16 protein-coding genes are annotated in these 16,420 nt (G+C 36.2%); 13 read left to right on the plus strand and 3 right to left on the minus strand.

Translation table 11 applies throughout. The annotated features are described in order from the left end of the window. Positions 1-14: 14 nt before the first annotated feature. The 9 genes from FW781_RS21220 to FW781_RS22570 all read left to right on the plus strand — a co-directional run bounded on the left by FW781_RS21220 (position 15) and on the right by FW781_RS22570 (position 8,110). Positions 15-716 (plus strand): DUF6624 domain-containing protein, encoded by a 702-nt coding sequence (locus FW781_RS21220; protein ID WP_149389253.1) that lies wholly within the window; start codon positions 15-17, stop codon positions 714-716. Between the two features lie 60 nt (positions 717-776). Then, entirely contained in the window at positions 777-1,982 is a 1,206-nt protein-coding gene (gene pcaF / locus FW781_RS21225) for a 3-oxoadipyl-CoA thiolase (RefSeq protein ID WP_149389254.1), read from the plus strand. Positions 1,983-2,077: 95 nt separating this feature from the next. Next, complete coding sequence (locus FW781_RS21230) at positions 2,078-2,671, plus strand: acyltransferase (RefSeq protein ID WP_077413742.1); 594 nt, start codon at positions 2,078-2,080, stop codon at positions 2,669-2,671. Between the two features lie 74 nt (positions 2,672-2,745). Further along, the gene (locus FW781_RS21235) at positions 2,746-3,315 is read left to right on the plus strand and encodes a transposase (protein ID WP_149389255.1); all 570 of its coding nucleotides are present in this window, start codon (positions 2,746-2,748) and stop codon (positions 3,313-3,315) included. Positions 3,316-3,352: 37 nt separating this feature from the next. Further along, complete coding sequence (locus tag FW781_RS21240) at positions 3,353-4,180, plus strand: alpha/beta hydrolase (RefSeq protein ID WP_149389256.1); 828 nt, start codon at positions 3,353-3,355, stop codon at positions 4,178-4,180. 63 nt (positions 4,181-4,243) lie between these two features. After that, positions 4,244-4,465 (plus strand): hypothetical protein, encoded by a 222-nt coding sequence (locus FW781_RS22565; protein ID WP_172625779.1) that lies wholly within the window; start codon positions 4,244-4,246, stop codon positions 4,463-4,465. An 8-nt stretch (positions 4,466-4,473) separates the two neighbouring features. Next, complete coding sequence (gene paaZ / locus FW781_RS21245; protein WP_149389257.1) at positions 4,474-6,969, plus strand: phenylacetic acid degradation bifunctional protein PaaZ; 2,496 nt, start codon at positions 4,474-4,476, stop codon at positions 6,967-6,969. A 118-nt stretch (positions 6,970-7,087) separates the two neighbouring features. Beyond that, positions 7,088-7,813 carry an XAC2610-related protein gene (locus FW781_RS21250; RefSeq protein WP_149389258.1) on the plus strand — a complete coding sequence of 242 codons (726 nt, stop codon included), beginning with the start codon at positions 7,088-7,090 and terminating at the stop codon, positions 7,811-7,813. Between the two features lie 135 nt (positions 7,814-7,948). Beyond that, positions 7,949-8,110 carry a bacteriocin-like protein gene (locus FW781_RS22570; RefSeq protein ID WP_156118866.1) on the plus strand — a complete coding sequence of 54 codons (162 nt, stop codon included), beginning with the start codon at positions 7,949-7,951 and terminating at the stop codon, positions 8,108-8,110. Positions 8,111-8,171: 61 nt separating this feature from the next. On the opposite strand, the gene FW781_RS21255 is transcribed toward FW781_RS22570, so the two are convergent. After that, entirely contained in the window at positions 8,172-8,849 is a 678-nt protein-coding gene (locus tag FW781_RS21255) for a CPBP family intramembrane glutamic endopeptidase (protein ID WP_149389259.1), read from the minus strand. 233 nt (positions 8,850-9,082) lie between these two features. On the opposite strand from FW781_RS21255, the gene FW781_RS21260 reads away from it, so the two are divergent. Both FW781_RS21260 and FW781_RS21265 read left to right on the plus strand, forming a co-directional pair. Continuing rightward, positions 9,083-9,859, plus strand: a complete 777-nt coding sequence (locus FW781_RS21260; protein WP_149389260.1) for a DUF4241 domain-containing protein — start codon at positions 9,083-9,085, stop codon at positions 9,857-9,859. Between the two features lie 2 nt (positions 9,860-9,861). After that, positions 9,862-10,557, plus strand: a complete 696-nt coding sequence (locus FW781_RS21265; protein WP_149389261.1) for an SMUG2 DNA glycosylase family protein — start codon at positions 9,862-9,864, stop codon at positions 10,555-10,557. A gap of 74 nt (positions 10,558-10,631) precedes the next feature. Here FW781_RS21265 and FW781_RS21270 read toward each other — a convergent pair whose 3' ends face one another. Together FW781_RS21270 and FW781_RS21275 are read right to left on the minus strand one after the other, a co-directional pair. Continuing rightward, complete coding sequence (locus tag FW781_RS21270) at positions 10,632-11,453, minus strand: T9SS type A sorting domain-containing protein (protein ID WP_149389262.1); 822 nt, start codon at positions 11,451-11,453, stop codon at positions 10,632-10,634. A gap of 35 nt (positions 11,454-11,488) precedes the next feature. After that, entirely contained in the window at positions 11,489-12,040 is a 552-nt protein-coding gene (locus FW781_RS21275) for a phage tail protein (protein WP_149389263.1), read from the minus strand. Positions 12,041-12,293: 253 nt separating this feature from the next. On the opposite strand from FW781_RS21275, the gene FW781_RS21280 reads away from it, so the two are divergent. Then, positions 12,294-13,058, plus strand: coding sequence for an enoyl-CoA hydratase/isomerase family protein (locus tag FW781_RS21280; RefSeq protein WP_149389264.1), 765 nt, complete (start codon positions 12,294-12,296; stop codon positions 13,056-13,058). Between the two features lie 408 nt (positions 13,059-13,466). Further along, the gene (locus FW781_RS21285) at positions 13,467-16,418 is read left to right on the plus strand and encodes a SusC/RagA family TonB-linked outer membrane protein (RefSeq protein WP_228720251.1); all 2,952 of its coding nucleotides are present in this window, start codon (positions 13,467-13,469) and stop codon (positions 16,416-16,418) included. Positions 16,419-16,420 lie beyond the last annotated feature (2 nt).

The raw sequence follows: 16,420 nt of genomic DNA on the forward strand, positions 1-16,420 counted from the left end.
CCAGATTAAACAAAATGAGAAAGATAATTGCATTGCTTTTCGGGATTTCAACCCTTCTGATGAATGCACAGCAGAAAGTGAACGAAACTCTGAAAAAAGAACTTGATGACATCATGAAGGTGGATCAGGGATATAGAATGCTTTTTGACTCTGAAATAACTCCAGAGAAAAAGAAGCAAATATTGAAGGATCTGAATATTGACAGTGAAGAGTTTGAAAAGAAAAGATGGGAGTTGGTCGCTGAGCATGATACTCTGAATATAAAGAGAATAGAACGTATTATTTCTCAATACGGTTATCCGGGAAAAACACTGGTGGGTGAGCCTGCCAATCATGCTGCCTGGTATGTGATTCAGCATTCAACCAAAATTGCAAAATATTTTCCACTCATCAAAGAAGCCGGGGAAAAGAAGGAAATTCCTTTTACGTGGGTTGCCATGATGGAAGACCGATACCTGATGAATGAAAACAGAGAGCAGATCTATGGAACACAGGGAAAAGGCGAATTGACAAAAGATACAGACGGAACACCAGTCTTCGTGAATTTTGTATGGCCAGTCAAAGATCTTAAGAACGTTAATAAAAGAAGAAAAAAAGCAGGGTTTGATACCTCCTTTGAAGAAAACGTCAAAAGAATGTTCGGACCGGATTTCAAATATGAACCCTATACTTTAGAAAAGGTTTTAGAACTAAGAAATAAAAACAAATACAAATAAATAAAAAAGCTAGTGTGTAACTGTAAAAGTTACCCATTATCCTATTTTCAAAATAAAATTATGAACAACGTATACATCATAGACTATGTCAGAACTCCCATTTCAAAATTACAGGGAGGATTATCAGAAGTAAGAGCTGATGATTTAGCTGCAATTGTGATCAAAGAAGTGGTTGCAAGAAACCCTCAGGTTCCTGTGGAGGAAATTGAAGATGTTATTTTTGGATGTGCCAATCAGGCGGGAGAAGATAACAGAAACGTTGCAAGAATGGGACTTTTACTGGCAGGTCTTCCTTACAAAATCGGTGGAGAAACTGTCAACAGACTGTGTGCTTCAGGAATGTCTGCTGTAGCAAATGCATTCCGCTCCATTGCTGCAGGAGAAGGAGAAATTTATATTGCAGGAGGAGTAGAACATATGACGCGCTCTCCTTATGTGATGTCAAAACCAAGTGCTGCTTTCGGAAGAGACAGCCAGATGTTTGATACCACTTTCGGATGGCGTTTCATCAACCCTAAAATGAAAGAATTATACGGGGTTGACGGAATGGGGGAAACCGCAGAAAACTTAGCAGATATCCATCAGATCAGCAGAGAAGATCAGGATAAATTTGCTCTTTGGTCTCAGCAGAAAGCGACAAAAGCACAGGAAAGCGGCAGACTGGCAGAAGAAATTGTAAAAGTTGAAATTCCACAGAGAAAAGGGGATCCTGTTGTTTTCGAAAAAGATGAATTCATTAAGCCTGCTTCATCTATGGAAGGCTTGGCAAAACTTCGTCCGGCTTTCAGAAAAGAAGGAACAGTAACTGCTGGTAATGCTTCAGGAATGAATGATGGTGCAGCAGCTTTAATTTTAGCAAGCGAAGAAGCCGTAAAAAAATATGGTTTAAAACCAAAAGCAAAAATTCTGGGATCATCTGTAGCAGGTGTTGAACCAAGAATCATGGGAATTGGTCCTGTAGAAGCTGCTCAAAAAGTATTGAAAAGATTAAATCTTTCTCTTGAAGATATGGATATCATCGAACTCAACGAAGCATTCGCGGCACAGGCTCTTGCTGTAACGAGAAGCTTAGGTTTAAAAGATGATGATTCAAGAATAAACCCGAACGGAGGCGCTATTGCGATTGGTCATCCACTGGGAGTTTCCGGAGCCAGAATTGTAGGTTCTGCTGCAATAGAACTTCAGAAACAGGATAAAAAATATGCATTGTGTACCCTTTGTATCGGTGTCGGACAGGGATATGCAATGGTTATTGAAAAAGTATAATTAATTTGAAAGTGAGTTAATTTGAGAATTTGAAAATGTTTAAAGACATTATTAATTTTCAAATTATCCCATTCTCAGATTTTCAAATTAAAAATATGAACATCTACTCATACCACGGGATTCGTCCCATTATAAAACCCTCTGCTTATATTCATCCGCAGGCAGTCATTATTGGGAATGTAGAAATAGGAGAAGAGGTATATATCGGTCCCAATGCGGTAATCCGTGGTGACTGGGGGAAAATTATCATTAAAGATGGAGCCAACGTACAGGAAAATTGTACCCTTCATGTTTTCCCGAATATAGAAACCATTTTAGAAGAGTCCGCACATATCGGACATGGAGCAATCATTCATTCAGGTCACATTGGAAAAAACTGTCTGATTGGAATGAACTCTGTTGTGATGGACAAAGCCTATATCGGTGATGAAAGTATTGTCGGAGCATTAGCTTTTGTACCGGCTAATTTCAGATGTGAACCAAGGAAACTGATCGTTGGAAGCCCTGCAAAAATTATCCGTGATGTTTCCGACGAAATGATTCATTGGAAAACAGAAGGAACAAAACTGTATCAGGAGCTGGCAAGAGAAGGAAAAGAAGCTATTCTGCCTTGTGAGCCTTTTACAGAATATGTTCAGCAGATTCCAACGAAAATTGTTGATTACAGTATTTGGGATGACATAAAATAGTTGTCTAAACCTTATAGGTTTTTAAAACCTATAAGGTTTGAACTCACTAAAATAAACACAAAAATGGAGCATAAATGGTTAGTAATACAGAAAGTTTTGAGTGTGGATATGTCTATCACATATATTCGCACGCTAATGGAAAAGATTTGATTTTCCGCGAAGATGAAAATTATCAGTATTTTTTGAATAAACTATTGAAGTATATCATTCCTGTTGCGGATATTTATGCTTACTGCTTATTACCTAATCATTTCCATTTACTGTTGAGATTTAAAGAAGTGAATGAGAATGAACATAAGTATCTTATGAAGCCTTTTAGTAATTTATTGAATGCTTATGCTAAAGCTTATAATAAAAGATACAAAAGGAAAGGTGCTCTTTTTCTTGATTTTTTGAAACGTAAAAAAGTTAATCATGAAAAGTATCTTGCCAAGCTGGTTCATTATATTCATAATAATCCGGTAAATCATGGCTTTGTAAATGATATTAGCCAATGGAAATATACATCATATAATTCCTATACCAATTTATCTAAACCTAGTCAGTTGGAGAGGATGCAGTTGATGGAATATTTTGATACAACGGAAAATTTTATAAAATATCATATTTCTAATGTAGAATATGATTTTATAGATTTAGAATAAGAGGTTGTAATAGCTCAATTATAAGATAAAATTAAATATGATTAAAAAAATTGCACTTGTATGCAGCATGATGTTGGCGATGAATGGTGTGGTATCAGCACAGACAGTTACCACAAAACCGCTTACAATTGGAGAAGTGAGGACGATCAAGTCCAAAACGTTAAATGAAGACAGAACGTTGAATATTTATCTTCCACAAGGTTATGATAAAACAAAATCATACCCTGTGATCTATCTGTTGGATGGAAGTATAAATGAAGATTTTATTCACGTGACAGGATTAGTACAATTCTTTAATCAGATGTATTCCATGCCGGAAACCATCGTGGTAGGAGTTGCTAATGTAGACAGAAAAAGGGATTTTACTTTTCATACGGATTTAAAAGACTTGCAGAAAGACTATCCTACAACAGGACATTCTGATAAGTTTATTGCTTTCCTGGAAAAAGAATTAAAACCTTATGTAGAAAGTCAGTTCAAAACAACAGACAAGTATCTTTTTGGTCAATCTTTAGGAGGACTTTTGGCAACAGAAATCCTTTTGAAAAAACCGGAAATGTTCAATAATTACTTTATCATCAGTCCAAGTCTGTGGTGGGATGACGAAAGTCTTCTGAAGCAGGCGGGAACATTACTTTCAAAATCTCCGGATACTAAAAAGTTTGTGTATGTGTCTGTAGGAAAAGGAGAGCATCCGGTGATGATAAAAGATGCTGAAGCTTTCTACGATGTTTTGAAAAAAGCAGGAAAGAAAAACTGGACATTAGAATATAAAATGATGGAAACAGACAATCATGCAACCATTCTTCACAGAAGTTTATATGAAGGATTGGTGAAAATGTTTCCTTATCAGGAACCGAAATAAATAAGTTCTCATTGATAAACATTCTGAAGAAATATTGGGTCAATATTGATTTTTATAATCATTATGAATGCTCTAGGGCTTTATCTTGCAAAAGAGTCAATTGGTATTTCAGATGCTTTGGAACATGTTGAATCAGATGAGGTAATTGCCAAATTAAAACAGAAAGATAATTTCTATACGTTTTTTGTTGAAATTGTCATCATTTTAGACTGCTGGCTGGTACTTTTTATCCCTTATCTGATTATTAGCAATTTTATTAAAAAGAATAATTTAAGTAAAAAGTAAAAAACTATATGGAAAAGTTAAAAAACTATATCTACGGAGAATGGGTAGAAGGTACCGGAAACGGAGTTCCTTTGTACAATGCCGTTACAGGAGAGCAGGTAGCTGTTTCTGATACAGAAGGGCTTAATTTTGAGCAGGCTCTTGACTATGGAAGAACAGTAGGATATAAAAACCTTTCTTCAATGACCTTCTACGACCGTGGAGAAATGTTGAAAAAAGTAGCACTTTACCTGCTGGAAAGAAAGAAAAAATATTACGACTTATCATATAAAACAGGAGCTACACATGTGGATTCATGGGTGGATATTGAAGGTGGTTTCGGAACTTTCTTTACCTACTCCGGATTGGCAAAAAGAATGTTACCCAATACTTCATTTTGGGTAGATGGAGATACTCAGAAAATTTCAGCTAACGGAACTTTCTTGGGAACTCATATTTTAACGCCTAGCGAAGGTGTTTCTGTACAGATCAATGCCTATAACTTTCCAGTGTGGGGGATGTTGGAAAAACTATCTACTTCCTTATTGGCAGGTGTTCCTTCTATCGTGAAACCATCTCCTTTCGGATCTTATCTCACCAATGCGGTATTTCAGGATATGATTGAAAGTGGAGTATTGCCTGAAGGTGCCGTGCAATTAGTCTGTGGAGAACCAGGGAATATTCTGGATTATGTACAGGATGGAGACTCTGTATTATTCACAGGTTCAGCCCACACGGGTAGAAAATTGAAATCAATGCCTTCTATCGCTGGTAATGCTGTTCGTTTCAACATGGAAGCAGATTCCCTGAACTGTTCTATCCTTGGACTGGAAGCAAAACCGGGAACTCCTGAATTCGATTTATTCATCAAAGAAGTTCGTAACGAAATGACTACGAAAGCAGGACAGAAATGTACCGCGATCAGAAGAATTATCGTTCCGGAACATTTAATCGGTGACGTTCAGAATGCTTTATCGAAAGCTTTGGATCAAACTAAAATCGGAAACCCATTAAGCAGAGAAACCAAAATGGGATCTTTGGTGGGAAGACAGCAGTACGAAGAAGTTTTAAGAAAAGTAAATATTTTAAAATCAGAAACAGAACTTGTCTATGACGGAAAGCACGAGCTGGTAGATGCCGATTATGAAAATGGTGCATTTATGAGCCCGAAACTATTCCTGAATGACAAGCCTTTTGAAAAAAATATCTCTCACGATGTAGAAGCTTTCGGGCCGGTATCTACATTGATGCCATATAAAGATGCTGAAGAAGCAGCTGCACTGGCAAAAAGAGGAAAAGGAAGTTTGGTAGGTTCAATCATTTCTCATGACGAGAATTTTATCGCAGAAACTTCATGGAAAATGGCTTCCCAACACGGAAGAATCTTTGTACTGAACAGAGATAACGCCAAAGAAAGTACAGGCCACGGTTCTCCGCTTCCTACATTAATGCACGGAGGTCCTGGTAGAGCAGGAGGTGGTGAAGAAATGGGTGGACTAAGCGGTCTTCATTTCTTCTTACAGAAAACAGCCATTCAGGGATCACCGGATGTACTGAAAGCAATTACCAAGATCTACCAGCAGGGCGCAGAGAAAAAATTCTCAGACAAACATCCTTTCCAAAAGTATTTTGAGGAAGTTGAAGTAGGAGACTCTTTGGAAACCGCAGGAAGAACAGTTACCGATGCAGATATCGTTAACTTCTCCAATGTTTCATGGGATCATTTCTATGCACATACTGATGCAACAAGTTTATCAGGAACCATCTTCGATAAGACGGTAGCTCACGGATATTTCATCCTTTCAGCAGCGGCAGGATTATTCGTTTCCGGGAAAAAAGGACCTGTTATTGCCAATTACGGATTGGAAGACTGTAGTTTCTTCAAGCCTGTATATGCCGGAGATACCATTACTGTTTATTTAACAGCAAAAGAGAAAATCAACAGAGGCGTAAAAGGCAGAAACATCCCTTCCGGTGTCGTAAAATGGCTGGTTGAAGTGGTAAACCAAAGAGATGAGGTAGTTTGCGTAGCAACGATCTTAACATTGGTTGCAAAACAATCTCCTTTCATCGATCTGAATGTGAAAAATGTTCAGAAAATGTTGAATGGATTAACGGAAAGTACTCCTGCGCTTTGGGGGAAAATGTCTCCACAGCAGATGATAGAACATCTTGAGCAGGCTCTTCTGGTAAGTTTTGGTGAACCTGAAGCAGAGAAGTGTTTTACTCCTGAAGAACATCTTGAAAAATGGCAGGATTCCCTTTACAATCATAGGGCAATGCCAAAAGAATTTACAGCGCCGTTCCTTCCGCAGGATGGCTCACTTCCGGAACTAACACACAAAAATATGGAGGCAGCAAAACTCTCATTCATGGATAATCTGAAGAAATTTGTGATCTATTACAAAGAAAATCCACAGGCAGAACACATGAATTATGTATTCGGAAAACTGAATAAAGAAATGTGGGAACTGATGCACAAAAAGCATTTTACTCATCACTTCCAACAGTTTGGATTGATTTAATTCAAAATAAAATATAAATTTATAGTCCCTTCCAGTGTAAACTAAAAGGGACTTTTTAATACTTCATGTCAAGGTTTTAAACCTTAACATGGTAAGAGAATCAGGAATATTTTTAATCATGAAATCTTTAAAAATCTCTTTAAGCATTGCTTTTTGGACTTTCTCAATTTTATTTCTCTTTTCCTGTTCGGGAAATCATAAACCAGATAAAGATGGCTATTATTCTGAAGAAAAATTTGTTGATAGCCTCAATGTGGGAAGAAAAGGTAAAACTAAAGTTGAGTTTGAAAAATTTAGGCATGGTAAGAATGGTGATGTATTTGTAACCTTGAATGTTTACGATCTAAAAGAGATTTGGGTGGAAACTAAAGGTTCAATGTTTCATACCTGGGAATTAAAGAATAGTTTTAGATTTATCAAAGATGGAATAACCGGTTTAGATGTTCAGATAAGTGACTTTAATAATGATGGCTTCAATGATATGACTTATCAAAGTGGAATAGCCGGAAGAGGAGGAAATGTTATTATGACCTTATTTTTATATAAACCGGAAAATAAAGATTTTATCCACATCAGAAATTCAGAGAATTATCCGAATCTGAGTTTTAATTCAAAACTAAATTGTATCAATTCTGTAATTTTAACAGGTTCTACCACAACCGCATTTCTAAAAATTAAAAAAGATTCTCTGGATGAATTTGCACGAGTAGATGTTTCTGATAAAATAGTGGTGGAAGAAAAAGATTCTACAGGCAAATTTAAAATTATTGAAGAAAAACTATTCAAAGGAAATGATGATGATTTTTATAAAATTTTTAGAAACTACAAGCCTTTAGAATATTGACAGGCTTATTTTCTATAGAGAAGGATGTTCATTATTTCAGTTAGTTATATATTTTTTTTGCTTAAAAATACCTAACTTTAATAGGCGAAATCCGAAAAGCATATAGAGTAGGAGATAACATCAAAACTGACCACTATGAAAAACTTAAAAAAACTTTCAAGACATGAGTTGAGATCTCTTAAAGGATCCGGGCCAAACTGGTCTTGTGTCCTTAACCCTTGTCCTCCCGGAAGCTGTTGCCTTCCTGGAAGATGGCCTGATATTGCCAGAGCATGTTATATATGTGCCGATTCTTAGATTTTTTTAAACTTAAAACAATACATAAAGCTGCATTTCCCTGTGATTTGTAGCTTTGTTTTTATAATGTCTTTTTAAGCTTAAAATATCTATACATTAAAAGAGGCAAAGCAAATATCTGAAACAAAAAAACAAGCAGTGAGGGAATTCCTTCTAAATGGCTTTCATTAGCTTTCATGAAGAGCTGTTTGCCTAGTGGCCCGTTCGAGAATATAACAATATTACACAAATTCCAGCCAAGATGGAGGCCTATAGGAAGGTACAGAGATTTTGTCTTAGCAAAAGATATTGCCAGCATCCAACCAAAGATGGCGGTCATTACAAAAATAATTCCCATCTGAAAAGGATTTCCGAATGCATTATAAGAAAACCAGTGATAGATGCCAAAACAGATCGAGGAAAAGATACAGGCTTTTGTGTTTCCCCATTTTTCAATAGCAAGATACAGTAATGCACCTCTGAAAAGTAATTCTTCAAACAATACAGATTTTACAACCCACCATAAGCTCATTAACGCTGCAGAAAATGTGAAGTGCTTATTCAGAATCCAGACATTATTGATAAATGCTGTTGTCATAATGTGGTAAAGACTGCAAATAGCCGCAGCAAAAAGAAAACCAATACTCCAATGAATCAATCTAGTTGGATTAGGCTTAACTCCTAAAACAGAAAGATCCTTTTTTGCTATAAACTTCAGAAAAAGCCAGGAAATGATAAGCTCAATGATAATTCCAATCATGGGTTAAAAGTTTTAGTTGGATGAAATTGTTATTTCATTGAAAACGAATATAATAAAAAAATAAATATGAATTAAAACTTAAGAATGGGATTATAAATTAGGATGATTCAATTTCTTTTTGATCAATAATTTATCGAAGTGAATGATTAATTTTTAATAGATTCATAGTGTTAACTTCTTCTTTCTCTTATAAAAAGTACTAATTTTAAAATTCAATCATAAAATCAAGAGCAATGAATGAAAACTGGATGCAAAAATGGGAAGAAGTGAAAAATATGCTGGTTTGTCCTACAGATCTGGAAGCGTATTTTACTTCTGATGAAATTCTGGGAAAGAAATTAGAGACGATGGAAATCGGAAATGTTTCTCTTCCTTCCGGAAAAGTGGTGGTAAGAGATCCATTGGTTTCTTTAAATGCAAATCAGTCACCTTATTTTATTCAGACTCCCAAGGGGAATTTCCCTGTGACTATTGCTGTGGTAAAATCTGAAGATTGGGGTGACAGGTATGCTGTTGTAAAAGTTGAATTTACCAAAAAAAAGCCTGTTGTTTACAGAGAAGCATTAGTAGGGATCGAAGAATTGGAAGGGGTAACCGAAGATGATTTTTTTGGTTTCGAGGTGGATGCTGGTTTAGGGTGTATTACTGATAAGGAAGTACTTCCTTTTGTAGATAAATTTGTGGATGGAATAGCTGCCGACAATGTTTATGATGATTATTTCGCTGAGCTTTTCTCACAAAGCTATAAAGATCATCCCAATAATCAGAGGGAAGCAGGTGACTGGATCAATTGGACGGTTCCGGGTACCAGTTATCAGATTCCGATGTTTGCAAGTGGTTTTGGCGACGGTAGCTATCCTGTTTACTTTGCTTATGACGACAATGAAGAAATATGTGGTTTATACATTCAGTTTATTGATATTGAATTGGCTTTAAGTGATGAGGATGAGGATGAGGATGAGGATGAGGATGAGGATGAACCTGACAATTTTATTTTTCTTAAAAACTAAATATGCACAAAACTTTTGCAGACCACGTCATTGAATTCAATAAAAACCTTAGTTATAAAGGAAGCCTTCCTGAAGGTTTTGAAATCTTGAATCCCTATCTGGATAATCCTGAAACATTAACGGTGATGCAAAAGTTTTATCACAAATATTATAATGATTACGCCCGGAGAAAATTCATCATTGGAATCAATCCCAGCCGTCACGGTGCTGGAGTAACGGGAGTTCCGTTTACCGATACCAAAAGGCTTGAAAGCATTTGTGGAATAAAAATGGAATCTGCCCATACGCATGAAGTTTCTTCTGTTTTCATGTATGATATGATTGAAGACTATGGCGGAGCAAATGTTTTTTACGAAGAAATGTATATTAATTCTCCATTTCCGCTGGCTATTGTAAGAAAAACAAAAAGCGGATGGCTTAATGCCAATTACTATGATGATAAAAAATTGTTTGAAGCTGTAAAAGACTTTATGATTGAATCTTTGAAGAAACATATCAGTCTTAATCTTGATACATCGGAGGTATTTGTTCTGGGTAAAAAAAATGCTGACTTTATTTCAAAGCTAAACAAAGAAGCTAAACTGTTTGATACTATGACTGTTCTGGAACATCCCAGATATATCCAGCAGTACAAATTAAAAGAAAAACAGCTGTATATAGACAAGTATATTCTGGCATTGAAAAAACAAAACCCTTAATAAAAACATAAGGGTTTTGTCATTCATGAATTAGAATCTTTGTGGGATATAGAACTTGTGAACTTTCTTACTATTTAGTTTTTAATAACTTTGGTTGATTCTGTTGCTGTTTTGATGATATAAACTCCTTTTGGAAGCTCTGAAATATTGATTTCATTATTTCCCTTCTGAGTTTGTACTGTTTTCAGCGTTTTACCATCCAGACTGTAGATTTTAGCTTCACTGGCTTTTTCTGTTGTGATAGAAAGAGGTCCGTTGGTTGGGTTAGGATAAACAGTCAAGTCTTTTTTAATGCTTTTAGCTTCTGAAGTACCCAATACCAGATTGCTGTCTTTTACCCAGGTGAAAGCATCCAAACCTACATATCTGAAGGCTCCGTTCGCAGTGATCTGCAGTTCGTCAATCACAATGTTTGAGTAATTCTGACCGTTTAAGTTCGTAAGATCAATCAGGGTATATCCGTTTGTTGTCCCTAAGCTTGTAGCAAATCCGGTAGTCTTTGTTTGGGTAAATTTTGTTACTCCGCTTAATTTTCCGGTTATAGTCAGATTTCCTGATACATTGAGGTCCAGATTTAATGCAGAAAGATACATCCAGAACCGGTTTACTTTAAACAGATTAGAAGTCGTTTTAATACTGAAAGAGGGAGGAGACTGGGTGTCATTGGAATTATCAATGTATCTATTGTCATTAGCTGTTCCACTCCATCCTGTTCCCGGGTAATTTCCCTGAACGTCAAAAACACTTACATGTGAAATGATATTGAAAATGACTCCATTGTCGGTGAAGCTTGTACTTCCGTGCGATTCCGTTTCAAATTGTTCTGTACTGGTCTGCCCGAATGAGATAATTGAAATGAGCAGACTACAAATTGTTAAAAAAGTAGTGCTTTTCATGATTTTTTATTTTAAATATTAGGTTATTGTGGATATTAATCTCTTGGAGGGTAAATACCTTCAACGCAGATGATATAATTTAAACCCAGATAGGGAGGCATATTATTCACTGGTAAATTTTGTCCTATAAAGGCAATGCTTTGTCCGTTAATCACGGTGTCGGGATTAGAATCATTTACATAGCTGGGTACCACGTTGAAATCTCTTCCTACCTGTGTTCCTGAGATCGCAATAGATGATGTTGCAGTAGGTGTTGATGAGTTGGCGTTCTTATTCGCTACTTTCAACTGGAATCCACCTCCGATGCTTGGAAGATTTGAGGCTAAGAGCGTATTCTGTGTAGTACCGGATACCACTCCCAAAGGATAAAACTGGTTGGCATTTACATTTCCTGCTCCTAAAGCCATACGCCCTTTTAAGTTAGGTAATGCAAAAGTAGTAATGCCATCTCCCCCGTAAGTTGTTCCTAAAATAGAGAATAAGGCTGAATTTCTTGAAATAGCTATTAAACTTCCGTCGCAAAACATCCAGCCTCTAGGTGCGAAATTTCCTGCAAATAATTTTACAATTCCTATGTACTCTTCCATGATAATGATATTTAGTTTTTAAATTTCTTACTCTGTTATGGGCTTTTCAGATTCCGCCTTTGGTTATTATTCCAAGCCAAAGGAACGATTAATAAGAGGGGAGTACTAGAGTAGAAAATACCAAATTATAGATTCCGTATTTCTACGTAAAGGGAATCTTATAAAAGATATATCTGTAATGGAAATTATTATCTTTAAGTTTCTCTGAAAGAGCTGTATTTTGTATTTTTGTAAGAATCCAATAAAAATAAAAATGAGCGAATTTGTAGCATCAGAAATTAAAAATAATATTGCCGAGATTAGTTTCGGGACACCCAAAAGTAACTCTCTTCCGGGAGCAATTTTAGAAAAACTGGCAGAAACCATTCTTGAAGAAGGCGCGAAAGATGAGGTGAAAGCTATCTTAGTAAAAAGTGCAGGTGAAAAAGCTTTCTGCGCAGGAGCAAGTTTTGATGAGCTTTTAGCCATTGAAGAACTGGAAGCTTCCACACAATTTTTTGGTGGTTTTGCAAAAGTATTGAATGCTATGAGAAACTGTGGAAAGATCGTAGTGGTAAGAGTTCAGGGAAAAACAACCGGTGGAGGAGTTGGAATTGCTTGTGGGGCAGATTATTGTTTTGCAACAAAAGACTCAGCTTTAGCACTTACTGAGATCAATCTTGGAATCGGACCTTTTGTTATCGGACCTTATGTAGAAAGGAAAATCGGGAAGTCACAATTCTCTGCTATGGCTATTGATGCCGATTTCAGATCTGCGGAGTGGGCTGAGCAGCATAATGTCTACCATTCAGTATCAGATTCTATTCAGGAGATGGATGAGAAACTTGAGAAATTTTTACAGACTTTATCGTCAAGAAGCAGTGATGCTTTAGCATTAATTAAAAAAGTTTCTTGGGAAGGAACAGATCATTTCAATGAATTAATGCCTGCGAGAATTCACATGAGTGCAAGTCTAATTCTGGAAGATTCTGCTAAGAAAAATATTGAGTCTATTAAAGAAAGGCTGAGAGTAAAGTAATTTTCACTCTTAATTGTTAAGAAATAGTTGGATTTTTAATCCATACACAATCCGGAGAAACATTTGTTTTTCCGGATTTTTTATTATTTGAAGATAATCATATTGAAAGCAATTTTTTATTACTGATTAATTGATTTATCTTCATGTTTTTGCTTTTAGTTGTATTTATTTTGTAATTAAAAAGTGTTTTTAGTTATTAATTGGTATTGATTTAACTATTTTTGGGTGTTTTGGTTCTTTTTAAAAATCTTATTTAACCAAATTTTAACATATATTTTTAATAAATAGTCAAAATTTAATTAAAATTTTCAATTAATTAAATTTTGTTAATTAAAATGTTAATTTCTTTGAGTTTTTAATAGTTTTTATTATATATATTTGCTTTCATACTGTTAAAATATGTTAAATATGAAAATGAAATTAATATTGAGCACTGCTGTGCTGTTCTTTGTAGGAGGACATCTGGTGGAAGCTCAGAAAACAAAACGTGACACAATACCCCAGGATACCAAGATTGATGAAATCGTTGTGGTGGCTTATGGAAGCCAGAAAAGGGAGACTATGGTAGGTTCCAATACCGAAGTAAAGGCCAAACAATTTGCAGACCGGCCTATAACCAGCATCGGACAGGCTTTAGACGGGGCCAGCGCCGGGGTTAAAGTAAGTACCGGTACAGGACAGCCAGGAAGTTCGCCAAGTATTCAAATCCGTGGAATAGGTTCTTATGGTATTACAACAAATCCTTTATACGTAGTGGATGGGACCATATATACCGGTTCTCTTGCTGCTATCAATCCCAATGATATTGCTTCATTCAATATCCTGAAAGATGCTGCCTCTACCTCGTTGTATGGTTCTGCAGCCGCCAATGGAGTTGTTTTGATTACTACAAAATCAGGTAGAAAAGGAAAAGATGCTTTCAACTTCAGTATGAGTACCGGAGCGGTAGGAAGATCAATCCCGGAATATGACAGAGTAAATGTTTACCAATATTATCCGCTTATCTGGGAGTCAATAAGGAATGGCAGAATGACTTCAATACCTGGTACAACTATAGCTGATGCGAATGCTTATGCTACAGCACAGTTGATTTCCGGAGTTTTGAAGACCAATGTTTTTAATGTTCCTGATAATCAGTTGGTGGTCAATGGTGTTTTAAATCCTGATGCTAAACTTAAATATACAGATTTAGACTGGCAAAAGCCTTTGATGAATACAGGATTCAGACAGAATTATGAATTGAATTACAGCGGAGGAAGTAATACAACGACATACTTTTCTTCAGTAGGATATACCAATGAAACAGGATATCTTATCAAATCAGATTTTGAAAGATTTACAGCAAGATTGAAAGTAGATTCACAGGTTAAAAGCTGGTTGAAATTAGGAACAAGCATCAGTGGAGTGTCTTCTAATGGAAACAATTCCGTGGAAGGTGTGGATAATAATTCCGCTTATATCAACCCATACAGATGGACAAGAACGATGGGGCCTATTTACAGTCCTTATGCTCATGATCCTAATACATTTGCAACCCTTTATGACAGTGCAGGGAACATCGTATATGATCCGGGAAGTGCCAGAGGTGCTGATGCAGCGGCGGGAAGAAACGTAATTCAGGAAACGCTTTTAAATAAAGATCTTTCTAAAAATTACTACATCATTTCCAGGGCTTATGCTGAAATTAAAGTAGATCCTTACCTTACTTTGTCTACCAATGCAGGATATGACATCAGAAATAACAGAAGAAGTACCTATGGAAATAAAATTATCGGAGATGCAGCTCCGGGAGGTTCTGCAGAGAAGTATAGCTTTACAGAGCAGACTTTTACCTGGAATCAGCTCTTAAACTATAAAAGAAAATTCGGAGATCATAATTTTGAATTCCTTTTAGGACATGAAAACTATAAATTCATGTATGAATATCTGTACGGATATAAAAAAGGCCAGATTGTTGACGATAATGATGAGTTAATCAATTTTGTAACACCTGCAACACTTACTTCCCGTACAGACAATTATAGAAAAGAAGGGGTATTTTCAAGATTAAATTATGATTACAAATCAAAATATTTACTTTCAGGATCTATCCGTTGGGATGGTTCATCCAGATTTGCCAAAGATGTAAGATGGGATTCATTCTGGTCTGTTGGTGCAGGATGGAGATTAAAAGGAGAAGAGTTTTTAAGTAATTCTAATCTTATCAGTGAACTGAAATTGAGAGGCTCATATGGTGAAGTTGGAAATGACAGAACAGACAGTTATTATATGTACAAAAGTACTTATACCTTAGGATATAATAATGCTCAGGAACCTGGAATTTTATTTGGCTTTCTAGCAGATCCTAGCATAACCTGGGAGGCTAACAAGCAAACTGATGTAGGGATTGATTTTGGCTTTTTAAATAACAGAATTACAGGATCTGTAGAATACTATAACAGAGTTACTGGAGATCTGATCTTCCCGGTTCCTCTTCCGGTTTCTGCAGGTGTTCCGGATAATACGATCAGCAGAAATGTGGGAACAATGTATAACCGTGGATTTGAATTCAGTATTAATGCGGACGTTATTAAAACCCAGAATTTCACATGGAATATCAATGCGAATGCATCAACACTTAAAAATCAGGTTACAGAACTTACTGATGGGATCACGGAAATTATCAATGGAACAAAGAAAGTTTCTGTAGGACATTCAATATATGATTATTGGTTAAGACAGTGGTATGGAGTAGATCCGGCGGATGGTTCACCTTTATTCCTGGTTGCTGATGCATTTGCTAATACAACAGCGGCTGATATCAGAACGGTGAATGGCCAAAAAGTTACCACCAATTTTAATAAAGCAAAGTATGATTATTCCGGGACTGCAATTCCTGATTTGTTTGGAAGTTTTGGAACAGCGATTACTTATAAGCAATGGTCATTGTCGGCAATGTTTACTTATCAGTTAGGCGGAAAAACCTATGACTCTAATTATGCGGCATTAATGTCTGCTTACTCACAAGGAGGAGCTTTAAGTACAGATATTCTGGATAGATGGACTACTCCGGGGCAGATCACAGATGTGCCTGCATTGAACTCGTCAACATATACAAGTTCAAATGCCGGTAATTCTTCAAGATGGCTGGTGAGCTCAGATTTTATAACATTCAGACAGGCTACCTTAAGCTATAACTTCACCCCTGAAACTTTATCTCAACTTGGAGTATCAGGATTAAGAATTCTTGTTTCTGGTGAAAATTTATGGAGTAAAACAGCCAGAAAAGGATTGGAGCCAGCTCAGGCAGCCAACGGTACTGCATCAAACAGATATACTCCGGCGAGAGTGGTAACGATAGGATTTAATGTGTCATTTTAAAT

It is taken from the genome of Chryseobacterium panacisoli (genome assembly GCF_008274625.1).
GTDB lineage: Bacteria > Bacteroidota > Bacteroidia > Flavobacteriales > Weeksellaceae > Chryseobacterium > Chryseobacterium panacisoli.